Source organism: Paracoccus sp. FO-3, assembly GCF_006386455.1.
Lineage (GTDB): Bacteria > Pseudomonadota > Alphaproteobacteria > Rhodobacterales > Rhodobacteraceae > Paracoccus > Paracoccus versutus.
The window spans coordinates 1-13,659 of record NZ_VCBQ01000049.1 but is presented as its reverse complement, the minus strand read 5'-3'; the positions used below and the strand labels follow the sequence as shown (position 1 = coordinate 13,659).

General features: G+C 68.8%; 13 protein-coding genes. 10 read left to right on the top strand and 3 right to left on the bottom strand.

Annotation, left to right across the window (positions count from 1 at the left end):
- Positions 1–57: 57 nt before the first annotated feature.
- The 3 genes from FE811_RS14655 to FE811_RS14645 form a co-directional block, all read right to left on the bottom strand.
- Positions 58–846, bottom strand: coding sequence for an inositol monophosphatase family protein (locus FE811_RS14655; RefSeq protein ID WP_036752221.1), 789 nt, complete (start codon positions 844–846; stop codon positions 58–60).
- Positions 847–914: 68 nt separating this feature from the next.
- Entirely contained in the window at positions 915–1,616 is a 702-nt protein-coding gene (locus tag FE811_RS14650) for a GntR family transcriptional regulator (protein ID WP_036752217.1), read from the bottom strand.
- Positions 1,613–2,974 (bottom strand): formimidoylglutamate deiminase, encoded by a 1,362-nt coding sequence (locus tag FE811_RS14645; RefSeq protein WP_116222117.1) that lies wholly within the window; start codon positions 2,972–2,974, stop codon positions 1,613–1,615. The genes FE811_RS14650 and FE811_RS14645 overlap by 4 nt, the downstream gene beginning before the upstream one ends.
- A 96-nt stretch (positions 2,975–3,070) precedes the next feature.
- Here FE811_RS14645 and hutI point away from each other — a divergent pair, with 96 nt between their 5' ends.
- The 10 genes from hutI (at position 3,071) to FE811_RS14595 (ending at position 13,594) form a co-directional block, all read left to right on the top strand.
- Complete coding sequence (hutI, locus tag FE811_RS14640; RefSeq protein ID WP_116222118.1) at positions 3,071–4,273, top strand: imidazolonepropionase; 1,203 nt, start codon at positions 3,071–3,073, stop codon at positions 4,271–4,273.
- Positions 4,266–5,807, top strand: coding sequence for a histidine ammonia-lyase (gene hutH / locus FE811_RS14635; protein WP_116222119.1), 1,542 nt, complete (start codon positions 4,266–4,268; stop codon positions 5,805–5,807). The genes hutI and hutH overlap by 8 nt, the downstream gene beginning before the upstream one ends.
- Entirely contained in the window at positions 5,804–6,595 is a 792-nt protein-coding gene (gene hutG, locus FE811_RS14630; RefSeq protein WP_116222120.1) for an N-formylglutamate deformylase, read from the top strand. The genes hutH and hutG overlap by 4 nt, the downstream gene beginning before the upstream one ends.
- Entirely contained in the window at positions 6,592–7,740 is a 1,149-nt protein-coding gene (locus FE811_RS14625; protein WP_116222121.1) for a CaiB/BaiF CoA-transferase family protein, read from the top strand. The genes hutG and FE811_RS14625 overlap by 4 nt, the downstream gene beginning before the upstream one ends.
- Complete coding sequence (locus FE811_RS14620; protein ID WP_116222122.1) at positions 7,737–8,891, top strand: acyl-CoA dehydrogenase family protein; 1,155 nt, start codon at positions 7,737–7,739, stop codon at positions 8,889–8,891. Before FE811_RS14625 ends, FE811_RS14620 begins: the two co-directional genes overlap by 4 nt.
- 12 nt (positions 8,892–8,903) lie before the next feature.
- Positions 8,904–10,568, top strand: coding sequence for a urocanate hydratase (gene hutU / locus FE811_RS14615; protein WP_072461606.1), 1,665 nt, complete (start codon positions 8,904–8,906; stop codon positions 10,566–10,568).
- Positions 10,569–10,631: 63 nt separating this feature from the next.
- Positions 10,632–11,450, top strand: coding sequence for a transporter substrate-binding domain-containing protein (locus FE811_RS14610; RefSeq protein ID WP_036752194.1), 819 nt, complete (start codon positions 10,632–10,634; stop codon positions 11,448–11,450).
- Between the two features lie 59 nt (positions 11,451–11,509).
- Positions 11,510–12,157 (top strand): amino acid ABC transporter permease, encoded by a 648-nt coding sequence (locus tag FE811_RS14605; protein ID WP_072461605.1) that lies wholly within the window; start codon positions 11,510–11,512, stop codon positions 12,155–12,157.
- Complete coding sequence (locus FE811_RS14600; protein ID WP_036752188.1) at positions 12,157–12,819, top strand: amino acid ABC transporter permease; 663 nt, start codon at positions 12,157–12,159, stop codon at positions 12,817–12,819. Before FE811_RS14605 ends, FE811_RS14600 begins: the two co-directional genes overlap by 1 nt.
- A gap of 4 nt (positions 12,820–12,823) precedes the next feature.
- On the top strand, positions 12,824–13,594 hold the full coding sequence (locus FE811_RS14595) for an amino acid ABC transporter ATP-binding protein (RefSeq protein ID WP_036752185.1): 771 nt from the start codon (positions 12,824–12,826) through the stop codon (positions 13,592–13,594).
- Positions 13,595–13,659: the final 65 nt, after the last annotated feature.

Sequence of the window (13,659 nt, the reverse complement as noted above, 5' to 3'; positions counted from 1 at the left end):
ATATCCCAGTCTTGAGTTTCGCCCATGCCCTTGCACGCGGCAAAGGTCAAGCCGGGCTCAGTCGCGCTGACGCACCAATCCTGCGAACTCGTCGAAAAGCTGCGGGTTGGCGGCGACGATCGAGCCCGATTCGATCGCGCTCTGCTCGGGCCGGATCGATTCGACGAAGCCGCCGGCCTCTTTCACCAGCAGGATGCCGGCGGCCACGTCCCAGGACTTGATGCCACGTTCCCAATAGCCCTCGTAGCGGCCGGCCGCGACATAGGCGAGGTCCAGCGAGGCCGCGCCCCAGCGCCGGACGCCCGCGGTCAGCGGCATCAGCCGCGACAGGTCGCGCAGCGTCGCGGGCAGGGTGCCGCGCCCGGCAAAGGGCACGCCGGTGGCAAAGATCGATTCGATCATCTGCCGGCGGCCCGAGACGCGGATGCGGCGGTCGTTCAGGAAGGCGCCGTCGCCGCGCTCGGCGGTGAACAGCTCGTCCTTGGCGGCGTCGAAGACCACGGATGCGACGATCTCGCCCTTATGCTCCAGCGCGATCGAGACCGCCCAATGCGGCAGGCCGTGCAGGAAGTTGGTGGTGCCGTCCAGCGGGTCGACGATCCAGCGCCGGGTCGGGTCTTCGCCGGCTTCCTCGCCGGTTTCCTCGCCGATCCAGCCGTAGTTCGGGCGGGCGGTGCGCAGCTCTTCCTTGATGATGCGCTCGGCTTCGCGGTCGGCGCGGCTGACGAAATCGCCCGCGCCCTTGACCGAGACCTGGAGGTTCTCGACCTCGCGGAAGTCCTTGACGAGGCTGCGGCCCGCCTTGCGCGCGGCCTTGATCATGATGTTGAGATTGGCGCTGGCCATGGCTTTTCCTTTTTGGGATTGCCAGCCTATTAGGCGAAGGGCCGCGCAAAGTGAAGCCGGCGCGGCCGCTAGTGCGTTGCGATCATGGCATAGCCGGGATGAAAGGCCACCCGGACCGAGGTGATGGCGCCCAGGTCGTTGAAGGTGGTGCGCTGCAGGATCAGAAGCGCGGTGCCCTGCCGCGTCTCCAGCAGCCGGGCGTCGCGGGCGCTGGCGTTCTCGGCCGAGAAGGCCATGTCGGCATGCAGCCAGGGAAAGTTCCTGACCAGCCATTCGTTGGCGGTGATGCGCTGGAAGTCCACCGCCTCGGCCCCCGGCGCGGCGGCGGGGTTGATCCAGCGGTCCTCGGCCTGGAAGGGCTTGTCGTCGCCGTAATGCACGGTGCGCAGGTGGATCAGCTCGCGCCCCTCGGGCAGGGCCATGCGGGCGGCGACATCGGCCGGCAGCGGGCTGCGGCGCTGCGCGACGACGCGGTGGCTGTATTCCATCCCCGCCTGCTCGATCTGCTCGCGCACGATGGGGATGGTCAGCGTGGCCTTGCGCGCCGGGTTCACCGTCACATGGGTGCCGGCGCGGCGCTTGCGGTCCAGAAGCCCCTCTTCGGCCAGCATTTGCAGCGCCTTGTTCACCGTGGCGCGGGCGACGCCGAATTCGACGGCCAGTTCGGCCTCGTCCGGGATGCGGTCGCCCTGCCGCCATTCGCGGTCCACGATGCGGCGGCGCACCTCGCTAGTGATGGCTTGCGCCTTGGAGGCGTTTCTTTCGGTCACATGCGATCCTGAAGCCGGGCTATGGTTGCCAGATAATCGGCGATGATGCGGTCGCGGTCCATATGCCTGCCGTCCCGCACGACATGGCGGCCCGCCGACCAGACGTCGCGCACCAGCCCGTCATGGCCGGCAAAGACCAGGCTGTCGAGCAGCTGGTCGCCCTTGCGCCCGGCCATGACCGGATTGTCCAGCCCGACCGCGATCAGGTCGGCCCAGAGGCCGGGCCGGATCGCCCCCGTCTCGCGCCCCGCCGCCGTGGCGCCGCCGTCGAGCCCGGCCTCGTAGATCACCCGCCCGGTCGAGCGTTCCGGCTGGGCCAGGATCGCCCGGCCGCGGTCGCGCAGGCGCTGGCTGTATTCCAGCGTCCGCAGTTCCTCGACCAGAGAGATGCGGATGTTGCTGTCCGAGCCGAAGCCGATGCGGCCCTGCGCCTCGGCCCAGATGGTGCCGTTGAAGATGCCGTCGCCCAAGGACGATTCGGTGATCGGGCACAGCCCCGCCACGGCGCCGGTGGCGGCCAGGCGGCGGGTCTCGTCCTCGGTCATGTGGGTCAGGTGGATCAGCGTCCAGCGCCGCTCGGGCTGGTGGTTGTCCAGCAGCCATTCGACCGGGCGGCGGCCATAGGCGGCGCTGATTTCCTCGATCTCGGGCAGCTGCTCGGCCAGGTGCATGTGCAGCGGCCGGCCGGGGCGCAGCGCGACGCAGGCTTGCAGGCCCTCGGGGCTGACCGCGCGCAGCGAATGCGGGGCGACGCCGATGCCCGAATCGGCGGGCAGGGCGCGCAGCGCGGCCTCGCAACCGTCCAGCAGGCGCTGGAACTCCTCGGGCGTGGTGCCGAAACGGTTCTGGCCGGGGGCGAGCGGCCGGCGGTCCACGCCGCCGAACTGGTAATGCACCGGCAAGAGCGTCAGGCCGATGCCGGTGCGCCCGGCGGCGGCGGCGATGCGTTCGCCCATCTCGGCGATATTGTCGTAATGCGCGCCGCCGGGGCGGTGGTGCAGGTAATGGAACTCGACATTGGTGGCATAGCCGGCCTCCAGCATCTCCATCTGCACCAGCGCGGCGATCGCCTCGACATCCTCGGGCGTCAGGTGGTCGAGGAAGCGATACATGATCTGGCGCCAGGTCCAGAAGGTGTCGCGCGGCTCGGGGCCCTTCGCTTCGCTGAGGCCGGCCATGGCGCGCTGGAAGGCGTGGCTGTGCAGGTTGGCAAGCGCCGGCAGCAGCAGGCCCGTGCGATGGCCCTGCGGGGCGGCGTCCTTTTCCACCGCCGCGATTCGGTCCTGTTCGACCGTCACCCGGACATTTTCTGCCCATCCATCGGGCAACAAGGCCCGCTCCGCCCAGATAACCGTCATCCCGTCGCCCTTCTTTGTGCCAAAATAAGTTTAGACATAGAGATGAAATAAGTTTAGACATAGAACGACCGAGAAATCAATCCGGGATGCGATCCGATGCAGCTTCTCCACCACGCCCAGCTTGTCACGATGGACGAAGAATCAGGTGGTTACGGCCTGATCGAGCAGGGGGCGCTGGTGATCGAGGCCGGGCGAATCGCTTGGATCGGCGCCGAATCGGATCTGCCCGCGCATTATGCCGATGCGACGCGGCATGACCTGGGCGGGCGGCTGGTGACGCCGGGGCTGATCGACTGCCACACCCATATCGTCTTTGGCGGCGACCGCGCCCGCGAGTTCGAGATGCGGCTGGAAGGCGCCTCGTATGAGGAAATCGCCCGCGCCGGCGGCGGCATCCTGTCGAGCGTCCGCGCCACCCGCGAGGCGGATGAGGAGGCGCTGCTGGCATCCGCCCTGCCGCGCGTCGATACGCTGCTGGCCGAGGGCGTGACCACGCTGGAGATCAAGTCGGGCTACGGGCTGGATGTGGACAGCGAGCTGAAGATGCTGCGCGTCGCCCGCCGCATCGGGCAGGCGCGTCCCGTGACGGTGCGCACGACCTGGCTGGCCGCCCATGCCTTGCCGCCGGAATACAAGGACGACCGCGCGGGCTATATCCGCGATGTGGTGGTCGCCGGGATGCGGCGCGGCCATGCCGAGGGGCTGATCGACGCGGTGGACGGGTTCTGCGAAGGCATCGCGTTCACGCGCGAGGAAATGGCCGGCATCTTCGACCATGCGGCCGGGCTGGGCCTGCCGGTCAAGCTGCATGCCGAGCAGCTTTCCGACCTGGGCGGCGCGGCCATGGCGGCGCGGCACGGGGCGCTGTCGGCGGATCACCTGGAATATCTGGGCCAGGACGGGATCGAGGCCATGGCGGCCGCGGGCACCGTGGCGGTGCTGCTGCCCGGCGCCTTCTATACGCTGCGCGAGTCGCAATATCCGCCCATGCAGGCCCTGCGCGAGGCCGGCGTGCCGATCGCGCTGGCCACGGATTGCAACCCCGGTACCTCGCCGCTGACCTCGCTGCTTCTGACCATGAACATGGGCGCGACGCTGTTTCGCATGACCCCGGCCGAATGCCTGGCCGGCGTCACGCGCCACGCCGCCCGCGCGCTGGGCCTGGCGGATCGCGGCCGGCTGGCACCCGGCATGCGCGCCGACCTGGCGGTCTGGGACATCCGCCACCCGGCCGAGCTGACCTATCGCATCGGCTTCAACCCCCTTCATGCCCGCATCGTCGGAGGCGAACTTGTCTGAACTGATCCTTACCCCCGGTGAAACCACCCTAGCCGAGCTTGAGCAGGTCTGGCGCAAGGGGCTGGCCGTGCGCCTGGCCGACAGCGCCCGTCCCGGCATCGCCGAATCCGCCGCCCGCATCGCCGCCGCCGCCAATGGCGAGGCGCCGGTCTATGGCGTGAACACCGGCTTCGGCAAGCTCGCCTCGATCAAGATCGCGGCGCGGGATACCGCCACGCTGCAACGCAACCTGATCCTGTCGCATTGCTGCGGCGTGGGCGAGTCGGTCGAGCCGGAAACCGTGCGCCTGATCATGGTGCTGAAGCTTCTGTCGCTGGGCCGCGGCGCCTCGGGCGTGCGTCCCGAGGTGACCCAACTCATCGAGGACATGCTGGCGCGCGGCGTGTTGCCGGTGATCCCGGCGCAGGGATCGGTCGGCGCCTCGGGCGACCTGGCGCCCTTGGCGCATATGGCCGCCGCCATGCTGGGCGAGGGCCGGGCAGTTTATGAGGGCCGCGAGATGCCCTCGGCCGAGGCGCTGGCGGCCGCGGGGCTTTCGCCCGTGGTGCTGGCCGCCAAGGAGGGGCTGGCGCTGATCAACGGCACCCAGGTCTCGACCGCCTTCGCCTTGGCGGGGCTTTTCGAGGCTTTTGCCAGTGCCCGCGCGGCGCTGGTCACGTCTTCGCTTTCGACCGATGCCATCATGGGCTCGACCGCGCCCTTCCTGGACGAGATCCACACCCTGCGCGGCCATCGCGGCCAGATCGCCGCCGCCCGCGCCATCCGGGCGCTGATGGAGGGGTCCGAGATCCGCGAGAGCCACCGGATCGGCGATACCCGCGTCCAGGATCCCTATTGCATCCGCTGCCAGCCGCAGGTGACGGGGGCCTGCATCGACCTGCTGTGGCAGGCCGCGCGCACGCTGGAGATCGAATCGAACGCCGCGACCGACAACCCGCTGGTGCTGGTCGGGGCCGACCGTATCGTCTCGGGCGGGAATTTCCATGCCGAGCCGGTGGCCTTCGCCGCCGACCAGATCGCGCTGGCGATTGCCGAGATCGGCGCCATTTCCCAGCGCCGCATCGCGCTGATGGTCGATCCGGCGCTGAGCCATGACCTGCCGCCCTTCCTGACCCCCGATCCGGGGCTGAACTCGGGGCTGATGATCGCGGAAGTGACCAGTGCGGCGCTGATGAGCGAGAACAAGCACCTGGCGACGCCGTGCAGCACCGATTCGACCCCGACCTCGGCCAACCAGGAGGATCACGTCTCCATGGCCGCGCATGGCGCGCGGCGGCTGAAGCGGATGAACGCGAACCTGGCGCAGATCCTGGGCATCGAGGCGCTTTGCGCCAGCGCGGGCGTCGAGTTCCGCGCGCCGCTGGCGACCTCGGCCCCGTTGCAGGCGGTGATCGCCGCGCTGCGCCAGACGGTGCCGGCGCTGGAACAGGACCGCTACCTTGCCCCCGACCTGGCCGAATCCGCCCGGCTGGTGCGCGAGGGCGTGCTGGTCGGCGCCGTCCCCGCCAGCCTGCTGGACGAGGTGCGGCCGTGAACCCCGTCGAAGTCGCGCAGGGCGACAGCCCGGTCATCCTGGGCCTGCCGCATACCGGAACCTGGCTGCCCGACGACATCCGCGCCCGGCTGAACCCGCGCGGGCAGGTGCTGGCCGATACCGACTGGCATATTCATCGGCTCTATGACGGGCTTCTGCCCGGCGCGACCACGGTGCGCGCGACCTTCCACCGCTATGTCATCGACGCCAATCGCGGGCCGGACGACGCGAGCCTCTATCCCGGCCAGAACACCACCGGGCTGGTGCCGCTGACCGATTTCGACGGCGAGCCGATCTGGGAAACCGCACCCGCAGCCGAGGATATCGCCGAGCGCAAGGCGCGTTTCCACGCCCCCTATCACGCGGCGCTGGCCGCCGAGATCGAACGGGTGCGGGCGCGTCACGGGGTGGCGATCCTTTACGACTGCCACTCGATCCGCTCGGTGATCCCGTTCCTGTTCGACGGCGTGCTGCCGGATTTCAACATCGGCACCAACGGCGGGCGCTCCTGCGCGCCGGCCATCGAGGCCGCCACGCAGGAGGTCGCAGCCGCGACGGGCCGGACCCATGTTCTGAACGGGCGCTTCAAGGGCGGCTGGACGACGCGGCATTACGGCCAGCCGGGGCAGGGCGTTCACGCGATCCAGATGGAACTGGCGCAGGCGACGCATCTGGAGACCGAGGCCCCGCCCTTTGCCTATGACGAGGCCAAGGCCGAAACCCTGCGCGCGACGCTGAAGGCGATCCTGGAGCGCCTTGCCGCGCTGGCGCCGGAGTTGCGGGCATGAAGCCGCTGCAAGGCATCAGGGTGCTGGACCTGTCCCGCGTGCTGGCGGGGCCCTATTGCACCGCGCTTCTGGCCGACCTGGGGGCCGAGGTCATCAAGCTGGAGCCTCCCGCCGGCGACGACTACCGCCATATCGGCCCGTTCAAGGACGGCGAAAGCGCGCTTTTCACGCTGAACAACCGCGGCAAGCAGAGCCTGGTCCTGGACCTGAAGGATCCTGCCGACCTGGCGCTGGCCAAGGCCATCGCCGCGCGCGTCGACGTGGTGGTCGAGAACTTCCGCCCCGGCGTCGCCGCCCGGCTGGGCCTGGGGGCCGAGGCGCTGCGGGCGGAAAATCCGCGGCTGGTCTATTGCTCGATCTCGGGCTTCGGCCAGCAGGGGCCGTTCCGCGACCTGCCGGCCTATGACCTGGTGGTGCAGGCCATGTCCGGTCTGATGGCCGGCACCGGCGAGGAAGGCGGCGCGCCGCTGAAGACCGGCGAAAGCATGGCCGACCTGATCGCCGGCCTGTTCGGCAGCTGGGCGGTCATGGCGGCGCTGGTCAACCGCAACGCCACCGGGCAGGGCGCCACGCTGGACGTGGCCATGTATGACGCGCTGTTTTCCATGCTGACCACCAGCCATGCGCTGCATCTCTATGCCGGCCAGTTGCCGCAGCGGGTGGGCAACCGCCATCCCCTGTCCACCCCCTTCGGTTGCTTTGCGACGCAGGACGGGCAGGTGGTGATCGCGGTCCTGAACCCGCGCCAGTTCGCCACGCTCGCCACGCTGATCGGCGCGCCCGAGGCCGCCGGCGACCCGCGCTTTGCCAGCGACGAAAGCCGCACCGCGCATGAGCCGGACCTCAAGCGCCTGATCGAGAGCTGGTCGCGCCGGCTGACCACCGAGGAAGCCGTCGCCGCGCTGGCCGACGCCGGCCTGCCCGCCGCGCCGATCTGGGATATCGCCCAGGCGGCGGGCAACGAGCATGCGCTGACGCGCGGGCTGGTCAGCCGCCTGCCGCATCCGGTGCTGGGGCTGGCGCCGACCGTCGGCCAGCCGGTGCGCTTCGATGCAGAGAAACCCGTGGCCGAGACCTCGGCCCCGCGCCTTGGCGGCGACCGCGCCGCCATCCTGCGCGCATTCGGATTGGAGGAGACCGCATGAGCGACGACTGGCGCATGCTGGCCGAGGAGGAACGGCTGTTCTGCGACGTGCTGGAGCGCATCTGCGCCGAGCGGATCGCGCCCAAGGCGGCGGAAACCGACGAGACCTCGGCTTTCGTCCACGACCAGCTTGCCGTGCTGGGCGAGGCCGGGATGATGGGCGCGAACCTGCCCGAGGAACATGGCGGCAGCGGCATTTCGGCCCCGGCGCTTTTGCGGGCGGTGGCGATCGTGGCGGGGGCCTGCGGCTCGACCGCCTCGGCGCTGACGGCGCATTACCTGGCGACCGATTCGATCCTGCTGGGCGGGACGGAGGCGCAGAAACAGGAATGGCTGCCGAAAGCCGCGGCGGGCGAGGCGCTGGGGGCCTTCGCCCTGACCGAGCCCACCGCCGGTTCCGACCCCGCCGACATGAAGACCCGTGCCCGCCGGACCGAGAGCGGCTGGCACCTGAAGGGCACGAAATGCTTCATCTCGAACGGCGGCGTGGCGGATTTCATCGTCGTCTATGCCGTGACCGATCCCGAGAAGGCGCATAGGGGCATCTCGGCCTTCATCCTGCCCAAGGGCACGCCGGGGCTGGAGCCGGGCGCGGCCGAGCGCACGATGGGGCTGAAGGGCGGGCATGTGTTCACCCTGAACCTCGACTGCCACCTGCCCGAGGGCGCGCTCTTGGGCGAGGAGGGCAGGGGCTTCCGCACCGCCATGCAGGTCCTGGACAACGGCCGCATCGAGGTCGCCGCGCAATGCCTGGGGCTGGCGAAAGCGGCGATGGACGCCGCCATCGCCTATGCCAAGGACCGCATGATCGGCGGTGAGCGGCTTTCCGACCGGCAGGGTATCCGCTGGATGATCGCCGACATGGGTGTGGCCTATCGCTCGGCCCTGCTGCTGTCGCAGGACGCCGCGCGGCAGCGCCAGCACGCCCATGACCACGGCGGGCGCTTCTCGCTGGCCTCCAGCATGGCCAAGCTTGCCGCCAGCGAGGCGGCGGGCCGGATCGCCGACACCGCGCTGCAGCTGCATGGCGGCTATGGCTACACCCGCGACTTCCCCATCGAGAGGATCGCCCGCGACCTGCGCATCATGCGCATCTACGAGGGCTCCTCGGAAATCCAACGCATCATCATTTCCGGCAACATGCTGGCCTGAACGGAGAGAGACATGGACAATCCCCGTCACAACACCCGCGACATCTTCCCGCCCACCGGAACCGAGATCACCGCGAAAAGCTGGCTGACCGAGGCGCCGATGCGGATGCTGATGAACAACCTGCATCCCGACGTGGCCGAGAACCCGCATGAGCTGGTGGTCTATGGCGGCATCGGCCGCGCCGCCCGCACCTGGAAGGATTTCGACCTGATCGTCGACGCGCTGCGCAAGCTGGAAACCGACGAGACCCTGCTGGTGCAGTCCGGCAAGCCCGTGGGCGTGTTCAAGACCCACAAGGACGCGCCCCGCGTGCTGATCGCCAACTCGAACCTTGTTCCCCATTGGGCGAACTGGGACCATTTCAACGAGCTGGATAAGAAGGGCCTGGCCATGTATGGCCAGATGACCGCAGGTTCCTGGATCTATATCGGGTCGCAGGGCATCGTGCAGGGCACCTACGAGACCTTCGTCGAGGCCGGGCGCCAGCATTACGGCGGCAACCTCAAGGGCAAGTGGATCCTGACCGCCGGGCTTGGCGGCATGGGCGGCGCCCAGCCGCTGGCCGCCGTCATGGCCGGGGCCTGCTGCCTGGCCGTCGAATGCGACGAGACCCGCGCCGATTTCCGCCTGCGCACCCGCTATGTCGACGAAAAGACCCACTCGCTCGATGAAGCGCTGGAGATGATCGACCGCTGGACCAAGGCCGGCGAGGCGAAATCCGTGGCGCTGATCGGCAATGCCGCCGATGTGTTCCCGGAACTGGTCAAGCGCGGCGTGCGCCCCGACATCGTGACCGACCAGACCAGCGCGCATGACCCGGTTCATGGCTACCTGCCGCTGGGCTGGACCGTGGCCGAATGGCGCGCGCGCCAGGAAACCGACCCCAAGGCCGTCGAACGCGCTGCCCGCGCATCCATGCGCAAGCAGGTCGAGGCGATGGTGGCCTTCCACGACCAGGGCATCCCGACCGTCGATTACGGCAACAACATCCGCCAGATGGCGCTGGAAGAGGGTTTCGAGCGCGCCTTCGCCTTCCCCGGCTTCGTGCCGGCCTATATCCGGCCGCTGTTCTGCAAGGGCATCGGCCCGTTCCGCTGGGCGGCGCTGTCGGGCGATCCCGAGGACATCTACAAGACCGACCAGAAGGTCAAGGAACTGGTGGACGACCCGCATCTGCACAACTGGCTGGACATGGCGCGCGAGCGCATCAGCTTCCAGGGCCTGCCGGCGCGGATCTGCTGGGTCGGCCTCGGCATCCGCCACAAGCTGGGCCTGGCCTTCAACGAGATGGTCCGCAACGGCGAGCTGAAGGCGCCCATCGTCATCGGCCGCGACCATCTCGACTCGGGCTCGGTCGCCTCGCCCAACCGCGAGACCGAGGCGATGCAGGACGGCTCGGACGCGGTTTCCGACTGGCCGCTGCTGAATGCGCTGCTGAACACCGCCTCGGGGGCGACCTGGGTGTCGCTGCACCATGGCGGCGGCGTGGGCATGGGCTTTTCGCAGCATTCCGGCATGGTGATCTGCTGCGACGGCAGCGAGGACGCCGATGCGCGCCTGGCCCGCGTGCTGTGGAACGACCCGGCCACCGGCGTCATGCGTCATGCCGACGCTGGCTATCAGATCGCGCTGGACTGCGCGCGGGAGCACGGGTTGAATCTGCCCGCCATTCTCTGATCCATAGGCGCGGCGCCGCAACGCACCGGGCCGCGCCCCCTACCGTCCAACAAGGAGACAGACATGACCTTCCACACCAGCCTCAAGGCCGCGCTCTTCGGGCTTTCCGCGCTTGCGCTCGGCTCGGCGGCCTCGGCCGACCAGCTTGACGACATCAAGGCCGCCGGCAAGATCGTCACCGCGACCGACATGCACTATGCCCCCTTCGACATGCTGAACAACGGCACCTACGAGGGGATGACCAAGGACCTGTTCGACGAGGTCAGCAAGGAAATCGGCGTCGAGCCGGTCTATCAGGACATCCCCTGGACCGCCGAGCTGCCGGGCCTCGAGGTCGGCAAGTTCGACATCGTGATCGCGCCGGTCACGATCACCCCCGAGCGGCTGGAGCGCTATACCTTCACCCTGCCGATCGCCGATGCCACCGTCTCGCTGGTCCGCGCCGCCTCGAACACCGAGCTGGCCAAGCCCGAGGACATCAAGGGCAAGACCGTCGGCGTCCAGCAGGGCACCGCGCAGTTCCGCCAGCTGCAAGCCTATGGCGAAAGCCTGGGCGGCGTGAACGTCAAGGAATACGGCACCACGGACGAAGCCTATGCCGACCTGGCCGCGGGCCGTCTGGACGCGGTGGCGGGCTCGCTGCCGAACCTGACCTATCTGGTGAAGAACCGCCCCGAGACCTTCGCGCTGTTCGAGCCGGCCCAGTTCGGCCAGCCGACCTATTTCGCCTGGGTGCTGCGCAAGGAGGAAGGCAGCGAAAGCTTTGCCAAGGCCATCAACGACGCGCTGCTGAAGATGACCGATGACGGCCGCGTCAAGGCGATCCAGGAGAAATGGCTGGGCAGCTATACCGAACTGCCCCGCGAAGTCCCCGCGAACTAAGTCGCTGGCGGGCGGGGCCTGGTCCCGCCCGTTCCCCCAAGGGCCAAGGCGAGGCGCGCATGTTTTCGATCCCGGTCTTTCTTCAAAGTTTCGAGCCGCTGTTCTGGGCGGCCCGCTATACGCTGCTGATCTCGGGGCTCGGCATCGCGCTGGGGCTGGTGATCGGCACGCTGGTCTGCGCGGCGCGGCTGTCGCCCTATCCGGTCCTGCGCGGCCTCGGCGGGATCTGGGTCAGCTTCCTGCGCGGGGTGCCGCTGCTGGTGCAGCTGCTGGTGTTCTACTACACGCTGCCGGTGATCGGCATCGACGTGCCGGCGATCTTCGCGGCGGTCGTTACCGTCGGCATCTGCGCCAGCGCCTATATCTCGGAGATCTGGCGCGGCGCCATCGCGGCGCTGCCCAGGGGCCAGGCCGAGGCCGCCGTGGCCATCGGCATGACCCCGCGCGACGTCTGGATGCGGGTGATCCTGCCGCAGGCCTTCACCCTGTCGCTGCCGGCGCTGGTCAACGAGCTGATCCTGCTGGTCAAGGCCAGCTCGCTGGTCTCGGTCGTCGGCATCCTGGAACTGACCCGCGCCAGCCAGGCGCAGGCCGCGACCACCTTCCGCCCGCTGGAGGTCTATATCGCCGCCGCCTGCATCTACCTGGCGATCAACCTGTGCCTTGCGGCGCTGGGACGTTACCTTGAACACAGGACGGCCGTCTGATGGAATGGAGCATCCTTGAACAATACGGCCCCGCCCTGCTGAGGGGCTTCGGCGTCACCGTGCTGTGCTGGATCCTGGGCACCATCTTCGGCATGGCGCTGGGTCTGGTGATCGCGCTGATGCAGCGCTACGGGCCGCGCTGGCTGGGCTGGATCATCCAGGCCTATATCGAGGTGATCCGCGGCACGCCCTTTCTGGTGCAGCTGTTCGTGCTGTATTACGGCGGGCCGCTGGTCGGGCTGCGGCTGGACGCGCTGCCGGCGGGGCTTCTGGGCCTGACCATCTATGGCAGCCCCTATTTCGCCGAAATCTTCCGCTCGGGCTTTCGCGCCGTGCCGCATGGCCAGATCGAGGCCGCCCGCGCCATCGGCATGGCCGAGCCGACCATCGTGCGCCGCGTCCTGCTGCCGCTGGGCCTGGTCTCGGCGCTGCCGGCGCTGGTCAATTTCTCGATCATCCTGACCAAGGAGACGGTGATCCTGTCCATCATCACCGTGCCCGAGCTGATGTACCAGGTCAGCCGCATGTCCACCGAGACCTTCCGCTATCTCGAGGCGAACCTGGTGCTGGCGCTGTTCTTCTGGGCGCTGGTCGAGACCATCTCGCGCGTCGGCCGCCGGTTCGAGGCGCGCATCACCAAACACCTGATCGAAAGGACCTGAGCCGATGCAGGCTTCTGCCGTCGATATTCGCAAGGTCAACAAGTATTACGGCCCCTTCCATGCGCTGAAGGACGTGGACCTGGCGATCCCGCCGGGCAAGGTGACCTGCCTGATCGGGCCCTCGGGCTCGGGCAAGTCCACGCTGCTGCGCTGCATCAACTTCCTCGAGGAATACGATTCGGGCGAGATCCGCATCGACGGGCAGCTGATCGGCTACGAGGCGCCGGGGCGAAAGATGTCGGGGCGCAAGCTGCGCGAGATGCGGCGCTCGATCGGCATGGTGTTCCAGCAGTTCAACCTGTGGCCGCACATGACGGCGCTGGGCAACGTGGCCGAGGGGCTGGTCCGGGTGCGCGGCCTGTCGAAAGCCGAGGCCCAGGCCCGCGCCGCCGAGGCGCTGGCCAAGGTCGGGCTGGCCGACAAGATGGGCAACCACCCCGCGCGCCTGTCGGGCGGCCAGCAGCAGCGCGTCGCCATCGCCCGCGCCATTGCCATGGAGCCGCGGCTGATGCTTTTCGACGAGCCGACCTCGGCGCTCGACCCCGAACTGGTGGGCGAGGTGCTGAACGTGATGAAGACGCTGGCCGGCGAGGGCATGACCATGGTGGTGGTCACGCATGAGATGGGCTTTGCCGCCCATGTCGCCGACCAGGTCGCCTTCATGGAAAAGGGCGAGCTTGTCGGCGTGGACAGCCCCGGCCGCATCCTGCACCACCCCGAGGATCCGCGCATCCAGGGCTTCCTGCGCACCTATCACGAACGCAACAGCTTCTGAGCGGGAGGGGGGCTTTGCCCCCACGCCGGGCCGGCCCCTCGATGGGGCCGGCCCGGCGTTCCCCC

Coding starts and splice junctions, on each gene's coding strand:
- FE811_RS14655 (WP_036752221.1), bottom strand. CDS start 846: ATGGCCAGCGCCAATCTCAACATCATGATCAAGGCCGCGCGCAAGGCG.
- FE811_RS14645 (WP_116222117.1), bottom strand. CDS start 2,974: ATGACGGTTATCTGGGCGGAGCGGGCCTTGTTGCCCGATGGATGGGCA.
- hutI (WP_116222118.1), top strand. CDS start 3,071: ATGCAGCTTCTCCACCACGCCCAGCTTGTCACGATGGACGAAGAATCA.
- FE811_RS14625 (WP_116222121.1), top strand. CDS start 6,592: ATGAAGCCGCTGCAAGGCATCAGGGTGCTGGACCTGTCCCGCGTGCTG.
- FE811_RS14620 (WP_116222122.1), top strand. CDS start 7,737: ATGAGCGACGACTGGCGCATGCTGGCCGAGGAGGAACGGCTGTTCTGC.
- hutU (WP_072461606.1), top strand. CDS start 8,904: ATGGACAATCCCCGTCACAACACCCGCGACATCTTCCCGCCCACCGGA.
- FE811_RS14610 (WP_036752194.1), top strand. CDS start 10,632: ATGACCTTCCACACCAGCCTCAAGGCCGCGCTCTTCGGGCTTTCCGCG.
- FE811_RS14605 (WP_072461605.1), top strand. CDS start 11,510: ATGTTTTCGATCCCGGTCTTTCTTCAAAGTTTCGAGCCGCTGTTCTGG.
- FE811_RS14600 (WP_036752188.1), top strand. CDS start 12,157: ATGGAATGGAGCATCCTTGAACAATACGGCCCCGCCCTGCTGAGGGGC.
- FE811_RS14595 (WP_036752185.1), top strand. CDS start 12,824: ATGCAGGCTTCTGCCGTCGATATTCGCAAGGTCAACAAGTATTACGGC.